This window comes from Ancylobacter sp. IITR112, assembly GCF_041415945.1.
Classification (GTDB): Bacteria; Pseudomonadota; Alphaproteobacteria; order Rhizobiales; family Xanthobacteraceae; genus Ancylobacter.
Genome location: NZ_JBGCUS010000001.1, coordinates 2,475,850 through 2,490,567 on the forward strand (window position 1 = coordinate 2,475,850; position 14,718 = coordinate 2,490,567).

The following is a 14,718-nucleotide window of genomic DNA, read 5'->3' on the forward strand; positions in this document are numbered from 1 at the left end:
CGCCAAGGGATGCGCCTTTCGTAATTATTGATTTCAAATCAGAAAAGAGAGCCGAAAGGGAGACGCCATGAGCGAAGTCAAGGACCCGAACCGCACGGCCGCGCCGGCGCCCGACGCCACGAAAGCCGCCCGCCCCCTGCCGCTCGCCGGCGTGCGTGTGCTCGATGTCAGCCAGGTGATGGCCGGGCCCTATAGCTGCATGCTGTTGGGCGATCTCGGCGCCGATGTCATCAAGATCGAACCGCCCGGCACCGGCGACCAGACGCGCGGCGCCATGGGCTTCAAGATGAAGGGGCCCGACTCCATGGGCTTCCTCAACATGAACCGCAACAAGCGCTCCGTCGCCCTCAACCTGAAGAGCGAGGCCGGGCGCGAGGCCTTCTACGAGCTGGTGAAGACCGCCGACATCCTGGTCGAGAACTACCGGCCCGGCGTGATGAAGAAGCTGAAATGCGACTATGAGACGGTGCGGGCCTACAATCCCCGCCTCGTCTATGCCTCCATCTCCGGCTTCGGCCAGACCGGCCCCTGGGCCGGCCGCCCCGGCTTCGATCTGATGGCGCAGGCCATGTCCGGCGTGATGAGCGTCACCGGCCATCCCGGCGGCCCGCCGGTGAAGGCCGGAGTTCCGGTCGCCGATATCGGCTGCGGCCTGTTCGCCACCTATGCGGTGCTCGGCGCCTATATCGGCGCGAAGAACACCGGCGAGGGCCAGTATATCGACGCCTCGCTGTTCGAGGCGGCGCTGGCCTTCTCCGTCTGGGACATTTCGGAATATTGGGGGCGCGGCACCGAGCCGATCCCGCTCGGCACCGCCAACCGCATGACGGCGCCCTATCAGGCAGTGAAGTCGAAAGACGGCTATTTCGTCATGGGCGCCACCAGCCAGAAGCTGTGGCTTCAGCTCTGCGAGACGCTGGAGCGCCCAGACCTTGCCGCCGATCCCCGCTTCACCGCGATTCCCGACCGGCTCGACAATCGCGAGGCGCTTATCGCCGAGCTGGAAAAGACCTTCGTCACCCGCACCTCCGACGAATGGGTGGAAACCCTGCTCGCCGTCGGCATCCCCGCCGGCACCATGTACAGCTACCCGCAGGCCTTCGAGAGCGAGCATGGCCGCCATCGCCAGATGCGGATGGAGATCGACCATCCGCATGAGGGCAAGGTGTCGAATATCGGTTTCGCGGTAAAGCTGACCGGCACCCCGCAGGAGGTGCGCCGACACCCCCCGCTGCTCGGCCAGCACACGGATGAGGTGCTGCGCGAGATCGGCCTCGATGCGGCCGCCGTGGAAAGCCTCTCCGCCCGTGGAGCCTTCGCGCCATGAGCGCCGCTATGAGCACCACCGCCCCGGCTGAAGGCCGCGTCCACCTCACCCGCGCGGGCGCCGTCGCCCGCCTCGTCTTCGACCGTCCCGCGGCGCGCAACGCCATGACCTGGCGCATGTATGAGGAGATGGCGCAGGCCTGCACCACCCTCGCCGCCGATCCCACCATCCGCGTCGTCGTGCTGCGCGGTGCAGGCGGCAAGGCCTTCGTCGCCGGAACCGATATCGAGCAGTTCCGCGCCTTCGCCTCCGGCGAGGACGGCATCGCCTATGAGGCGAAGGTGGAGCACTATATGGGCCTGCTGGAACAGTTGCCGGTTCCCACCGTCGCGGTGGTGGAAGGCTGGGCGGTCGGCGGCGGCATGGCCATCGCCAATGCCTGCGATTTCCGGCTGGCGACGCCCGGGGCGCGTTTCGGCGTGCCGATCGCCCGCACGCTCGGCAATTGCCTGTCGGCGGCAAATGTGCAGCGCCTCGTCGCCACTCTGGGGCTCGGCATGGTCCGCCGCATGCTGCTGGCGGCGGAAACGCCGATGGCGGAAGAGATGCCAGACGGCTATGTCGCCATCCATCCGGCTGAAGAACTCGACGCGGCGGTTGAAGCGCTGTGCGGCCGGCTTGCCGGCAATGCCCCGCTCACCCTGCGCACCAGCAAGCAGATGCTGCTGCGCCTCGCCCATGACCCGCGCCCGGACGATGCCGATCTGGTGCAGGCGGTCTATGGCAGCGCGGATTTCCGCGAGGGGGTAGAGGCTTTCCTCGCCAAGCGCCCGGCGCAGTGGCGGGGCGAGTAGCCGGCGAACGAACCGTCATCCCGGCCGAAGAGCCGGGATCGCTCGGCGATCCGTCGCGATCCCGGACACGGCCTCACGGCCGTTCCGGGATGACGCTTGAGAAAACCCGCCTCAGCGGATCGGCGGGGCGTACTGGATGCCGCCGGCGCTCCAAAGCTGGTTGATCCCGCGCGGAATGCCGAGCGGCGACTGCGCGCCGACATTGCGCTCGAACACCTCGCCGTAATTGCCGACACTCTTGACGATGCGCATCGCCCAGTCCTTGGTCAGGCCCAGCTTCTCGCCATAGGCGCCGTCCGAGCCGACGAAGCGCCGCACGTCCGGCTTGGTCGACTGCGCCGCCTGGTCGAGCGTGGCGGTGCTGATGCCGAGTTCCTCGGCGTTCACCAGCGCGTAGAAGCTCCACTTGACGATGTTGAGCCAGTTGTCGTCACCCTGCCGCACCACGGGGCCGAGCGGCTCCTTGGAGATGACATCGGGCAGCACGACATGGTCCGCCGGCGTGGCGAGCTTCAGCCGCAGCGCATAGAGCTGTGACACGTCGGTGGTCAGCACGTCGCATGTGCCGTCGGCATAGGCCTTCACCAACTCGTCGACATTGGGGAGCTGGATCAGCTCCAGCTCCATCTTGTTCTGCTTGAAATAGTCCTGAACGTTGTCGACGCTGGTGGTGCCGGCCTGGGTGCAGACCTTGGAGCCGCCAAGCTCCAGCGCGCCCATCACATTCTTGGCCGCCGGCACCATGAAGCCCTGGCCGTCATAATAGGACACGGCGGCGAACAGCAGGCCGAGATCGGCCTCGCGCTGCATGGTCCAGGTGGAGTTGCGCGAGAGCAGGTCGACCTCGCCCTTCTGCAAAGCGGGGAAGCGCGCCTCGGCCGAGAGCGGCACATACTCCACCTTCGACGCATCGTCGAAGATCGCCGCCGCCACCGCCTTGCACAGATCGACATCGAAGCCGGACCACTGCCCCTTGTCATCCTTGGCCGAGAAGCCGGCGAGGCCCTGGCTGACGCCGCATTTCAGCGTGCCGCGCGCCTTTACATCCGCCAGCGTGCCGGCCTGCGCCAGGCCGGCCGAAAGCAGAACGCCGGCGGCGGCCAGCGCGGTTGCGATCCTGTTCATCTTTCCCCCAATGTCGATCGAAAGCGGTGTGGCGAGAGCTGCCGCGCTCACAGTTCCGGCGCCTGCCGGATGATCACCTTCGTCCCCACCGGGACACGGTTGTAGAGATCCTGCACATCGGAATTGACCAGGCGGAAGCAGCCCGAGGAAATCGCCATGCCGATGGTATTCGGCATGTTGGTGCCGTGGATGCGGTAGACGGTGGAGCCGAGATAGAGCGCGGCGGCGCCCATCGGGTTGCCCGGCCCACCGGCCATGAAGCGCGGCAGATAGGGCTGGCGCTGGATCATTTCCGGCGGCGGGGTCCAGTCCGGCCACTCCGCCTTGCGGCTCACCTTCTGCAGCCCGGCCCACTGGAAGCCGTCGCGGCCCACCCCGATGCCGTAGCGCAGCGCCCGGTTGTCGCCGAGCACGAGATAGAGGAAGCGCTCATTGGTATGAACGATGATCGTGCCCGGCGGCTCATTGGTGCGGAAATAGACAGGCTGGCGGCGGAACGCCGGGTCGAGTTGCTCCTCGTCCTTCGAGGGCACGTAGCCGGGCTTTTCCGGCACATCGACAATCTGGTTGCCCATGCCGGCGGCGGGCCGCATCTGGGCATAGGCCGGGCCGGTGGGAAGCGCGAGGGCCAGCGCCAGCGCTGCCCCGATCAGGCCTGCTCCCACATGATGAAGATGCATCTCGCCATTTCCCCTTTGAGAACCGGGCGCACGCGCACGCGCACCGCCGAGTCACGGGTCGCTCCCTGGGTCGGGATCGAAAGGGGAATATGACCTAAAGTCAATCACTGTTTGATGAAATCTGCGCCAGCCGGGCCGGCGCAGATCGCGATTTTCAGGAAGCCGGCTTAGCGCAGGTAGCTACCCACCAGCGCCTCGAACCGCTCCTGACGGCCGGAGCGCGGCTGCGGGTCGAGCCCTTCCGCCGCGACGCGGGCGGCGATGGCCTCCAGCGAGCTGTCGGCGGCGAGCATCGCCTTGTTCGCGGGCGCCTCCCAACCGGCATAGCGGTCATCGACCGCCCTCTGCAGCGCGCCGTCCTCGATCATGTCGGCGGCGATCAGCAGGGCGCGGGCGCACACATCCATGGCGGCCGCATGGGCGATGACGAGGTCTTCCGGCTCGATCGACTGGCGCCGCACCTTGGCGTCGAAATTGGTGCCGCCGGTGGTGTAGCCGCCGGCGCGCAGGATTTCGTACATGGCGAGCGCCGTGTCCTCGACATTGGTCGGGAACTGGTCGGTGTCCCAGCCGGACTGGGCGTCGCCCTTGTTCATGTCGATGGAGCCGAAAACACCCAGCGCCGCCGCCATGGCGATCTCGTGCTCGAAGCTGTGACCGGCGAGCGTGGCGTGGTTGGCCTCGATATTGACCTTCACTTCCTTCTCCAGCCCGGCGCGGCACAAGAGGCCGTAGACGGTGGAGACATCGAAGTCGTACTGGTGCTTGGTCGGCTCCTGCGGCTTCGGCTCAATGAGGATCGTGCCCTTGAAGCCGATCTTGTGCTTGTGCTCGACCACCAGGTTGAGGAAGCGGCCCATCTGGTCGAGTTCGCGCTTCAGGTCGGTGTTGAGCAGCGTCTCATAGCCCTCGCGCCCGCCCCACAGCACATAGTTCTCACCGCCGAGTTCGTGCGTCACTTCCAGCACGTTCTTCACCTGCGCGGCGGCATAGGCGAACACATCCGGGTCGGGATTGGTCGCCGCGCCGGACATGAAGCGCCGGTTGGAGAACAAATTGGCCGTGCCCCACAGCAGCTTGGTCTTCGAGGTCTCCATCTTCTTGGCGAAGATGTCGGCGATGGCGCGGACATTGGCGTTGGATTCCGCCAGCGTCTTGCCCTCGGGGGCGATGTCGCGGTCATGGAAGGCGAAGAACGGCACGTCGAGAATGTCGAACAGCTCGAACGCCACATCCGCCTTGGCCCGGGCCAGCGCCAGCTCGTCGGTGCCATGCATCCACGGGCGCAGGAAGGTCTCGCCGCCGAAGGGGTCGCCGCCCGGCCAGGTGAAGCTGTGCCAATAGGCGACGGCGAAGCGCAGATGGTCCTCCATCCGCTTGCCCAGCACCACCCGGTCCTTGTCGTACCAGTGGAAGGCGAGCGGATCCCGGCTCTCGGGGCCCGCATATTTCAGCTTGTCGATGGAGGGGAAGAAGCGGGCGGTCATGAAGTCACTCCCTTGAGCGCGGGGTACAGCGCCTTGTAGAGCGCGTGGCGTTCCGCATAGGCCTGTTGAAGAACGGGATCGGGTTCGATGGTCTCGATGCGGCGCGGCGGCAGGCAGATCTCCGCCGGGCTTTCGCCGGTCGCCGCCATGCGGGCGAGCCGCGCGGCGCCGAACGCCCCGCCCCGCTCGCCATCCTCGACGCGGTTGAGCGGAATACCGAGCACGCTGGCGAGCACCGCGATCCAGAAGCGCGAGCGCGAGCCGCCGCCGATGACATCGGCCTGGGTCAGGCGCGTGCCGGCGGCGGAGAGCGCGTCGAGGCAGTCCTTGAAGGCGAAGGACACGCCTTCCAGCACCGCCTGGGTCAGCGCCTCGCGGCCAGTGTCATGGTCCATGCCGACAAAGGCGGCGCGGATCGCCGTGTCATTGTGCGGCGTGCGCTCGCCGGAGAGATAGGGCAGGAAGGTCGCGCGCGAGGGCGCCTTGGGCGCGTCGCCGAGCGGCGCCAGCAGGTCGCCCGGCGCCTCCTTCGCCACATTCGCCCACCAGCCCAGCGCCGAGGCGGCGGAGAGGATCACGCCCATCTGGTGCCAGGTGGCGGGAATGGCGTGGCAGAAGGCGTGGACGCTCGACTGCGGGTTGGGCGCGTAGCGGTCGGTCGTCGCCCACAGCACGCCCGAGGTGCCGAGCGAGACGAAAGCGTCATTGGCGCCGATCGCCCCGAGCCCGATGGCGCCGGCGGCATTGTCGCCCGCCCCGCCCGCGAGCACCGGCGGCGTGTCCATCCCCCAGCGCGCCGCCAGCTCCGGCTTGATCCGGCCCGCCGCCGCGCTGCCCTCGACGAGGCGCGGCATATGCTCGCGCGACAGGAAGGTGGCGGCCAGCGCCTCATCCGACCAGTCGCGCCGGCCGACATCGAGCCACAGCGTGCCCGAGGCGTCCGACATTTCCTCCACCATCTCGCCGGTGAGGCGGTAGCCGACATAGGCCTTGGGCAGCAGCACCTTGGCCGTGCGCGCGAACAGGTCCGGCTCGTGCTTGCGCACCCACAATAGCTTGGGCGCGGTGAAGCCGGGAAAGGCGAGATTGCCGGCAATCTGGTGCAGCGCCGGAAAGCGCTCCTCCAGTTCGCGGCACTCGGCGGAGGAGCGCCCATCATTCCAGAGAATGGCTGGGCGCAGCACCTTGCCGAAAGCATCGAGCAGCACCGCGCCGTGCATCTGGCCGGAAAGGCCGATGCCGCGCACGGCGGCGAGGGCCGCGGGCTGTTCCGCCTTCAGCGTGTCGATGCTGGCGAGCGTCGCCTGCCACCAGTCCTCGGGGTTCTGTTCGCTGAAGCCGGGCTGCGGGCGGGAGATGGCCAGCGGCGTTTCCGCCGTCGCCAGGACGTTCTGCCCGTCATCGACGAGCACCGCCTTGATGGCGGAGGTTCCAATATCGAGGCCGAGATACATGCCTCACACCCTTTCGGCACAACGGAGAAGGAAGGTCACGGCAGGTTGTCCCGCACGAAGATGTCGATGCGGATACGCTCCTGCTCGTTCAGCAACGGCTCGCCGGCGCAATGGGCCAGCAGCACCCGGGCGGCCGAGCGCGACTGGTGCCCGGCATCCTGGTTGATCACCGCGTCCATCACCCCGCGCAGCAGGAAGCGCCGCGTGTCGTCGGTGAGGTCGTGGCCGATGAAAATGAGGTCGCCGGCGCGGTTGGCGGCAGAGATCGCCGCCGCAATGCCGCGATTGCCGGCACCGACATTGTAGAGCGCGACCAGATCCGGCACCTCGCGCAGCATCTGCGAGACGATGGCCTCGTTGCGCTCGTCCTCGTCGAGGCTTTCGCGCGCCGGCAGCACCTTCAGCGCGGCATATTCGCCGGCCAGCACCTGGGTGAAGCCGAATTGCCGCTCGGCATGGTCGCGCAGCGCCGGCGTGCCGACGATGAGCCCGACCGAGCCGCGCCGCCCGGCGGCGAAGCGCCCGAGCAGCGTGGCGGCGGTGCGGCCGGCGGCGATGTTGTCGATGCCGACATAATGCAGCCGGTGCGAGGACGGCACATCCGACACCAGCGTCACCACCGCGATGCCGGATGCGGCGAGATCATCAATGGCGGCGCGCACACGCGGATGGTCGAGGGCGACGACCGCCACCCCGTCATAATGGCCGATCAAGCCCTCAAGCGCCGTCGCCAGCGTCTCGGGAGCGAAAACGTCGACGCGCAGCGTGTCGATATAGGCGTTGTTTGCGGCCAGCCAGCTCGCATTATTGGCCACCTGCTCGCCCAGCATGCGCATGAAGACATTGGCGCCGGTCGGCAGCACGAAGCAGAAACGATAGGTTTCCCCGCGCGCCAGCCGCGCCGCGGCAAGGTTCGGGCGGTAGCCCAGTCGGGCCACGGCCTGCTTGACACGATCGGCGGTGACGCCCCGCACCCCGGCGCGGCCATTGAGCACGCGGTCGGCGGTGGCGAGCGAAACGCCGGCCTCCCGGGCGACATCTTGCAGGGTTATGCGCGAAACACCTCTGGACATGACGCCATGTTGCCCTCAAAATCTGAGGTACGCAACTCAGCCTGTGGAGCGCCGCTTTAGACCAAAGAGCGAGGAGCCGCAGCGCTCACGATTTGTTACCTTGACGATCTGCACCCCGCCGAGCGAGGTGATACTCTACCGCCGGCCTCACGGCCGGCCAACCACTTGACAGCGATCGGCCCTTCTTGAGGTCCGAACGTCAGGACAATGACCACGGCAGGCGCACCCCTTCGGGCGGCACGCCCAGCTCTCGGCACCCCGCTTTCGCATCCCTTTGGGAGGAACACATGAATCTGAAACTGACGATTTCCGCCTTGGCTCTCGGTACGGTCATGGCCGTGGGCGTCGCCCACGCCCAGCAGCCGGTGGTCGGCGTGAGCTGGTCCAACTTCCAGGAAGAGCGCTGGAAGACCGATGAAGCCGCGATCAAGAAGGCGCTGGAAGCCGCCGGCGCCAAATACATCTCGGCCGACGCCCAGTCCTCCGCCGCCAAGCAGCTCTCCGATGTCGAAGCGCTGATCGCCCAGGGCGCCACCGCCCTCATCATTCTGGCGCAGGATTCCGACGCGATCGCCCCCGCCATCACCAAGGCGCAGAATGAGGGCATCCCGGTGGTCGGCTATGACCGGCTGATCGAGAACCCCTATGCCTATTACATCACCTTCGACAACAAGGAAGTCGGGCGCATCCAGGCCGCCGAGGTGATGAAGGTGAAGCCGAAGGGCAATTACATCTTCATCAAGGGCTCGGCCTCCGATCCCAATGCCGACTTCCTGTTCTCCGGCCAGATGGAAGTGCTCAAGCCCGCCATCGACAAGGGCGACATCAAGAATGTCGGCGAGGCCTATACCGATAGCTGGCTGCCGGCCAACGCCCAGCGCAACACCGAGCAGATGCTGACCGCCAACAACAACAAGGTCGACGCCGTCGTCGCCTCCAATGACGGCACCGCCGGCGGCGCCATCGCCGCGCTCGCCGCCCAGGGCCTCGCCGGCTCGGTGCCGGTGTCCGGCCAGGATGCCGATTTCGCCGCGCTGAACCGCATCGCGCTCGGCACCCAGACCGTGTCGGTGTGGAAGGATTCGCGCGAGCTTGGCCAGCGCGCCGCCGAAATCGCCCTTGATCTCGCCAAGGGCACCGACCCCAAGGCGGTACCGGGCACCACCACCTTCACCGGCGGCCCCAAGGGCGTGGCGATGAACTCCACCTTCCTCAAGCCGGTGCCGATCACCAAGGACAATCTCGACGTGATCATCGACGCCGGCTGGGTGCCGAAGGCGACCGTCTGCCAGGGCGTGAAGCCCGGCACGGTGAAGGCCTGCAACTGATCCGGCACGCGCCGACACGGTAGCGCCCTTGTGGTAAATCTGCGCGGCGGGGCCCCGGCTCCGCCGTTTGCCCAGGTGATACCGCGCCGGCCCTGCGCGGCGGGGAGAGAATGCTCATGACAGACACCACCACACCGACTCCGGCTTCGGCCTCGCGGGCCACCGGCAGCAGCGGCGCCGCCCCCGCGAGCGCGCCCACCAGCTTCATCGGCGCGCTGGAAATCGACGTCCGCTTCCTCGGCATGCTCGGCGCCCTCGCCGTCATCTGGGTGGTGTTCGATTTCCTCGCCGGCGGCACCTTCCTCACCGCGCGCAATCTCTGGAACCTCTCGGTCCAGAGTTCGTCCATCGCCGTCATGTCCACCGGCATGGTGCTGGTGATCGTGATGCGCCACATCGACCTGTCGGTCGGCTCCATCCTGGGCGTCACCGGCATGATCATGGCGGTGTTCCAGGCGAGCTATCTGATGCCGACCTTCGGCTTCAACCATCCGGCGGTGATCATCCTCACCCTGGTGGTCGGCATCGGCATCGGCGCCGCCATCGGCGCGTTGCACGGCTTCGTCATCGCCTATCTCGGCGTGCCGGCCTTCATCGTCACGCTGGGCGGCCTGCTGGTGTGGCGCGGCGCCGCCTGGGCGGTGGCCGAAGGCAAGACGATCCCGCTGGTCGACGACAATTTCAAGCTCCTCGGCGGCGGCGCCAATGGCTCGGTCGGCGAGATGTGGAGCTGGGTGATCGCCGCCATCGCCTGCGCCGCCATCGCCTTCGCCACCGTGCAGGCGCGGCGCCAGCGCCAGCGCTTCCACTTCCCGCTCAAGCCGATCTGGGCCGAATTCGTGCTGGTCATCTCCGGCTGCCTCGCGGTGATCGCCGCGACGCTGGTGGTCAATGCCTATACCCTTCCCCCCGTGCTCGCCCGCCGTTATGCCGAGGCCGCCGGCCTCACCGTGCCGCCGGAAGGCATCTCGATCAGCTTCGGCTATGCCATCCCGGTTCTGGTGGCGGTGGCTGTCGGCATCGTCATGACGTTCGTTACCACCCGCACACGCTTCGGCCGCTATGTCTTCGCCATTGGCGGCAACCCGGAAGCGGCGGAACTCGCCGGCATCAATACCCGCCGGGTAACGCTCGCCGTCTTCGCGCTGATGGGCGCGCTCGCCGCCATCGGCGCCGCCATCTCCACCGCCCGACTCAATTCCGCCACCAACGCGCAGGGCACGCTGGACGAGCTCTATGTCATCGCCGCGGCGGTCATCGGCGGCACCTCGCTCTCGGGCGGCTCCGGCACCATTGCCGGCGCCATGGTCGGCGCGCTGGTCATGCAGAGCCTGCAATCGGGCATGGTGCTGATGCGCGTCGACACGCCCTATCAGAACATCGTGGTCGGCATCGTGCTGGTCGTCGCCGTGTGGATCGACACGGTCTATCGCAAGCGGATCAAGTGAGGAGCGCGACCATGAACGCTGTCACGTCGCCCGTCGCCACTCCCGGCTCCTCCCGCATGAGCGGCACCCCCGCCGTCGACATGCGCGACATCTGCATCGCCTTCGGCGGCATCCGCGCCGTCGACGGCGTGTCCGTCGATCTCTATCCCGGCGAGGTCGTTGGCCTGCTCGGCCATAATGGCGCGGGCAAGTCGACGCTGATCAAGATCCTCGCCGGCGCCTACCGGCCCGATGCCGGCGAGATCCGTATCAATGGCGAGAAAGCGGATATTGGCAATCCGCGCGACGCCAAGCGCTACGGCATCGAGACCATCTACCAGACCCTCGCGCTGGCCGATAATGTCGATGCCGCCGCCAACCTGTTCCTCGGCCGCGAGCTGATGACCCCCTGGGGCACGCTCGACGACGTGGCGATGGAAGCGGCGACGCGCGAGGTGATGGGCCGGCTCAACCCGAACTTCCGCAAGTTCAAGGAGCCGGTGCGCGGCCTCTCCGGCGGCCAGCGCCAGTCGGTGGCGATCGCCCGCGCCATCCACTTCAACGCCAAGATCCTGATCATGGACGAGCCCACCGCCGCGCTCGGCCCGCAGGAGACGGCGCAGGTGGCCGAGCTGATCAAGCAGCTCAAGGCCGAGGGCATCGCCATCTTCCTCATCAGCCACGACATTCACGACGTGTTCGATCTCGCCGACCGCGTCAGCGTGATGAAGAATGGCAAGCTGGTCGGCACCGCCCGCACCTCGGACGTGACCAAGGACGAGGTGCTCGGCATGATCATCCTCGGCAAGAGCCCGCCCGGCGCGCTGGCCGGCCCGGGCGCCTCCACCGACTGAACCGCACCCCATCCGCGCCAAGGGAGCGGGGAGCAAGGGGCCGGGGAGCGGCGGCGTGCCGCTGTTCCGGCTCCTGCCCGCCTGTGTTATGAGGCGGGTAAGGGAGCACGCCGTGTCCGCAGCCGACACCACAGCCAAGCCGATCCGCCTCGCCGACGCGCCGCTGCGCCGGCTGGCGCTGGTGCTGGCTGTCGCCTATGTGCTGGTGCTGCAGGCGCTTCTCGGCGGCATGGCGAGCGGCGCCCATGCGGCCGGCTTCATCGCCATTGATGAATTCGGCCGGACGCTCTGCCTTAACAGCCATGGCGCACCCGACGCGCCGGGCGAATCTGGCCGCCACACCCCTGATTGCTGCCTCACCGGCTGCCAGGCGGCGCCCGCCGCCGCCTTGCCGCCGCCGCTGCCGGCCATGGCCGCCCTGCCGGCCGGCCATCACGCCGGCCCCACGCCTCCGCCGCGCGCCGCTGGCCTTGCCCGCGCGCCCGAGCGCTCGCCCCGCCATACACGGGCCCCTCCCGCCGCCTGACGACGTGCTTCACCGCTCAACGTCCGTCACATAGCCGGCTATGCGCCTGTGCGCCCGCCGGATTCCGGGAGACCTCACATGATCACCACCATTCTGCGCCGCGCCCTGCGCCGCACCGAAGACCGCATCGGCTTCGCCATCCTTGCCGCCGCACTCGGCCTGCTCGTCATTCAGCCGGCGTTCGCCCATGAGTACAAGATCGGCAGCCTCGAAATCGAACATCCCTGGGCCCGCATGACCCCGGCTGGCGCCAAGGTCGGCGGCGGCTATCTAACCATCGAGAATGAGGGCAAGGAGGCCGATCGCCTCGTCGCCGCCACCGCCGAGGTCGCCGGCCGCGTGGAAATCCACGAAATGGCGGTCAAGGACGGCATCATGACCATGCGCATGCTGCCCGACGGGCTGGAAATCCCCGCCGGGGGCGAGGCCAAGCTGGCGCCGGGCGGCTTCCACCTGATGTTCATGGAGCTCAAGCAGCCGCTGAAGGAAGGCGAGAGCTTCAAGGGCACGCTCACCTTCGCCAAGGCCGGCACGGTGAACGTCTCGTTCAAGATCGAGGGCATGGGCGGGCCGAAGGGTTCGGATGCCGACCATAGCCACCAGCACGACACCCCCGCCAACTGATCCCCTCCGGCGGATCGCCCGCCGCGCGCCTTGAGACCGGCCCTTCCGCCGTGAGGGTCGGGGCTCGGCGCGTGCCGTGGCACGCCCCTTTTCCGGAACCTCTCCGATGAACACCACGACTCTGTCTGCCGACCGCACGCTCGGCGCCGAGGAACACTCGGCCAATCTCTACCGCGCCGTGTGGCGCTGGCATTTCTATGCCGGCCTGCTGGTGCTGCCCTTCATGATCCTGCTGGCGGTGACCGGCGGGCTTTATCTCTTCCGCGAGGAGATCGACAATGTCTGGCATCATCAGTTGAAGGTGGTCGAGGCCCGCTCCACACCGGTGGAGGCGCCCAGCGCCTGGATCGACGCGGCGCTGAAGGCGCGTCCCGGTACGGCGCTGAAGATCATCTCGCCGGTGAACGCCACCGCCTCGGCCGAGGTGGTGATCAAGACCCCCGAGGGCGCCCGCCGCTCGGTCTATGTCGACCCCTATGATTCGCGCGTGCTCGGCGAGCTACCCGACCGCGGCACCATCATGTGGCTGATGCGCCGGCTGCACAGCCTGGCCGAGTTCGGCCCCATCGCCAACGGCATCATCGAAATCGTCGGCGGCTGGTCGATCCTGCTGGTCGCCACCGGCTTCTATCTCTGGTGGCCGCGCAAGCAGACGGGCGGAGTGGTGAGCGTGCGCGGCACGCCGGGCAAGCGCATCTTCTGGCGCGACGTTCATGCCGTCACGGGCGCCTTCGCCGGCCTCGCCATCGGCTTCATGTCGCTCTCCGGCATGCCCTGGTCGGTGCTGTGGGGCGCCAAGGTCAATGAATGGGCCAACAGCTCCAATTACGGCTATCCGAGCGGCGTGCGCGCCAACATCCCGATGTCGGACGAGCATCTGGAGCATGTAAACGGGCCGACGACCTGGTCGCTGGAACAGGCCAAGGTGCCGCTGTCGACGGCGGCGCCGGGCCAGCCCATCGGCATTGATGCGGCGGTCGCCGCCGTTGAGAAGCTCGGCATTTCGCCGGGCTACACGCTGAGCCTGCCGACCTCGCCCACGGGCGTCTATAGCGCCTCGATCTACCCGGACGACCTCGACAAGCAGCGCGTCATCCATCTCGACCAGTACAGCGGCAAGCCCCTGATCGATATGACCTATGCCGATTACGGCCCGGCGGGCAAGGCGCTGGAATGGGGCATCAACTTCCACATGGGCCAGGAATACGGGCTGGCGAACCAGCTGTTCCTGCTCGCCATCTGCCTCGCCATCATCCTGATGGCGGTCTCGGCCGGGGTGATGTGGTGGAAGCGCCGGCCGGCCGGCTCGCTCGGCGTGCCGCCCGCGCCCACCAGCGCCGGGGTGATGTGGGGGCTGATCGCCATCATGGCCGTCGTCGGGGTCATCTTCCCGCTGGTCGGCGCCTCGCTGGTGGTGATGGTGGCGCTCGACCTCGTCTTCGCCCGCCGTCGCCCCAAACTGCGCACCGCCTGAGCCGGCCGTCCTCCGCCGGTTTCCGCCGCGCGCCTCTTCCCCTAACATCGCAAAAGGGGCAAGAGGCGCGCATGGCCGGGAAACGAACCACGACAACCGACAGCGACGGCGGCCCGGCGAGCGCGGCGCGCCCGCGTGACGGCCTGTTCATCCGTGTCTATTTCGGCGATGGCCGCCATCTCGGCCCCGGCATGATCGAGCTTCTGGAGGCGATCCGGCGCGAGCGCTCGATTCTCTCCGCCGCCCGCCATCTCGGCATGAGCTATCGCCGCGCCTGGCTCTTGGTGGACGAGATCGGCCGCAATTTCCGTCAGCCCGTGGTGGAAACCCATCCCGGCCGGCGCGGCCATGGCACCGACCTCACCCCCTTTGGCGAGCGGCTGATCGCGCTCTACCGCGACATCGAGGCACAAAGCGCCGCCGCCAGCCGGGACGCGGTGGACGAACTGCGCGCCGCGCTGGCGCCGCAGGACCAAGAGGCGGGCAGGCACGGGTAGCGGGGAACCCGCGAGCGCCCCGCCCGTTGTCCCCCCGGCGGGTGCTCC

General features: G+C 67.8%; 14 protein-coding genes. 9 read left to right on the plus strand and 5 right to left on the minus strand.

What is annotated here, in order from left to right; genetic code table 11:
* Positions 1 to 67: 67 nt before the first annotated feature.
* Together AAC979_RS11895 and AAC979_RS11900 are read left to right on the plus strand one after the other, a co-directional pair.
* A complete protein-coding gene (locus AAC979_RS11895; protein WP_371347064.1) occupies positions 68 to 1,327 on the plus strand; it encodes a CaiB/BaiF CoA transferase family protein in 1,260 nt (419 codons plus the stop codon).
* Positions 1,328 to 1,335: 8 nt separating this feature from the next.
* The gene (locus AAC979_RS11900; RefSeq protein WP_371347066.1) at positions 1,336 to 2,121 is read left to right on the plus strand and encodes an enoyl-CoA hydratase/isomerase family protein; all 786 of its coding nucleotides are present in this window, start codon (positions 1,336 to 1,338) and stop codon (positions 2,119 to 2,121) included.
* Between the two features lie 111 nt (positions 2,122 to 2,232).
* Here the strand turns inward: AAC979_RS11900 and AAC979_RS11905 are convergent, their stop codons facing one another.
* From AAC979_RS11905 to AAC979_RS11925, 5 genes are all read right to left on the minus strand, one after another.
* Complete coding sequence (locus tag AAC979_RS11905) at positions 2,233 to 3,246, minus strand: amino acid ABC transporter substrate-binding protein (RefSeq protein ID WP_371347067.1); 1,014 nt, start codon at positions 3,244 to 3,246, stop codon at positions 2,233 to 2,235.
* A 47-nt stretch (positions 3,247 to 3,293) separates the two neighbouring features.
* Entirely contained in the window at positions 3,294 to 3,926 is a 633-nt protein-coding gene (locus AAC979_RS11910; protein WP_371347069.1) for a L,D-transpeptidase, read from the minus strand.
* A gap of 167 nt (positions 3,927 to 4,093) precedes the next feature.
* Complete coding sequence (gene xylA, locus AAC979_RS11915; protein WP_371347070.1) at positions 4,094 to 5,413, minus strand: xylose isomerase; 1,320 nt, start codon at positions 5,411 to 5,413, stop codon at positions 4,094 to 4,096.
* Positions 5,410 to 6,867 carry a xylulokinase gene (gene xylB, locus AAC979_RS11920; protein WP_371347072.1) on the minus strand — a complete coding sequence of 486 codons (1,458 nt, stop codon included), beginning with the start codon at positions 6,865 to 6,867 and terminating at the stop codon, positions 5,410 to 5,412. The genes xylA and xylB overlap by 4 nt, the downstream gene beginning before the upstream one ends.
* 35 nt (positions 6,868 to 6,902) lie before the next feature.
* Positions 6,903 to 7,940: a LacI family DNA-binding transcriptional regulator gene (locus AAC979_RS11925; protein WP_371347073.1), complete on the minus strand. Its 1,038-nt coding sequence runs from the start codon at positions 7,938 to 7,940 to the stop codon at positions 6,903 to 6,905.
* Positions 7,941 to 8,272: 332 nt separating this feature from the next.
* On the opposite strand from AAC979_RS11925, the gene xylF reads away from it, so the two are divergent.
* The 7 genes from xylF (at position 8,273) to AAC979_RS11960 (ending at position 14,670) form a co-directional block, all read left to right on the plus strand.
* Positions 8,273 to 9,268: a D-xylose ABC transporter substrate-binding protein gene (xylF, locus tag AAC979_RS11930; protein WP_371349046.1), complete on the plus strand. Its 996-nt coding sequence runs from the start codon at positions 8,273 to 8,275 to the stop codon at positions 9,266 to 9,268.
* Between the two features lie 116 nt (positions 9,269 to 9,384).
* A complete protein-coding gene (locus tag AAC979_RS11935; protein WP_371347075.1) occupies positions 9,385 to 10,716 on the plus strand; it encodes a sugar ABC transporter permease in 1,332 nt (443 codons plus the stop codon).
* An 11-nt stretch (positions 10,717 to 10,727) separates the two neighbouring features.
* A complete protein-coding gene (locus AAC979_RS11940; RefSeq protein ID WP_371347076.1) occupies positions 10,728 to 11,549 on the plus strand; it encodes an ATP-binding cassette domain-containing protein in 822 nt (273 codons plus the stop codon).
* Between the two features lie 112 nt (positions 11,550 to 11,661).
* The gene (locus AAC979_RS11945) at positions 11,662 to 12,075 is read left to right on the plus strand and encodes a hypothetical protein (protein ID WP_371347078.1); all 414 of its coding nucleotides are present in this window, start codon (positions 11,662 to 11,664) and stop codon (positions 12,073 to 12,075) included.
* 78 nt (positions 12,076 to 12,153) lie between these two features.
* On the plus strand, positions 12,154 to 12,699 hold the full coding sequence (locus tag AAC979_RS11950) for a copper chaperone PCu(A)C (RefSeq protein WP_371347079.1): 546 nt from the start codon (positions 12,154 to 12,156) through the stop codon (positions 12,697 to 12,699).
* 106 nt (positions 12,700 to 12,805) lie between these two features.
* Positions 12,806 to 14,173, plus strand: coding sequence for a PepSY-associated TM helix domain-containing protein (locus AAC979_RS11955; protein WP_371347081.1), 1,368 nt, complete (start codon positions 12,806 to 12,808; stop codon positions 14,171 to 14,173).
* Between the two features lie 71 nt (positions 14,174 to 14,244).
* Entirely contained in the window at positions 14,245 to 14,670 is a 426-nt protein-coding gene (locus AAC979_RS11960) for a winged helix-turn-helix domain-containing protein (protein WP_371347082.1), read from the plus strand.
* Positions 14,671 to 14,718: the final 48 nt, after the last annotated feature.